The organism is Alteromonas sp. MMG017 (genome assembly GCF_018100795.1).
Taxonomy (GTDB): domain Bacteria; phylum Pseudomonadota; class Gammaproteobacteria; order Enterobacterales; family Alteromonadaceae; genus Alteromonas.
Map to the genome: position 1 here is coordinate 1 of NZ_JAGJDY010000039.1, position 993 is coordinate 993.

General features: G+C 45.6%; 1 protein-coding gene. It reads right to left on the reverse strand.

All coding sequences use genetic code 11. The annotated features are described in order from the left end of the window. Nucleotides 1–9: 9 nt before the first annotated feature. Nucleotides 10–993 (reverse strand): elongation factor Tu (tuf, locus tag J8L84_RS20120; RefSeq protein WP_138118271.1); only part of this gene is annotated, 984 nt, incomplete at its 5' end.

Below are 993 nucleotides of genomic sequence, written 5' to 3' on the forward strand. Positions count from 1 at the left end.
TTGCTTAGATTAAAGAATCTTAGCTACAACACCAGCACCTACAGTACGGCCACCTTCACGGATAGCGAAGCGTAAACCTTCGTCCATCGCGATTGGTGCAATAAGTTCTACTACGAACTTAAGGTTGTCACCAGGCATTACCATCTCTACGCCTTCTGGAAGCTCTACAGCACCAGTTACGTCAGTTGTACGGAAGTAGAACTGTGGACGATAGCCTTTGAAGAATGGAGTATGACGACCACCTTCATCTTTGCTTAGTACGTATACTTCAGCTTCGAATTTAGTGTGTGGGTTGATTGAACCAGGCTTAGCTAGTACTTGACCACGTTCAACGTCTTCACGCTTAGTACCACGTAGAAGAACACCAACGTTCTCACCAGCGCGACCTTCGTCAAGAAGTTTACGGAACATTTCAACACCAGTACAAGTCGTCTTAGTCGTATCTTTGATACCAACGATTTCTACTTCTTCACCAACTTTAACAATACCTTGCTCTACACGACCAGTTACAACAGTACCACGGCCTGAGATTGAGAATACGTCTTCGATTGGAAGAATGAACGGCTTATCGATAGCACGCTCTGGCTCTGGGATATATGAATCAAGAGCTTCACCAAGTTCGATGATTTTCTTTTCCCATTCTGCATCGCCTTCAAGGGCTTTAAGTGCAGAACCTTGGATAACTGGAAGGTCATCGCCTGGGAATTCATATTCGCTAAGAAGTTCACGAACTTCCATTTCTACTAGCTCTAGAAGCTCTTCATCATCAACCATGTCACATTTATTCATGAATACGATGATGTAAGGAACGCCAACCTGACGACCAAGTAGGATGTGCTCACGAGTCTGAGGCATAGGGCCATCAGTCGCAGCTACTACTAGGATCGCGCCGTCCATTTGAGCAGCACCGGTGATCATGTTTTTAACGTAATCAGCGTGTCCTGGGCAATCTACGTGAGCGTAGTGACGAGTAGGAGTGTCATACTCTACGTG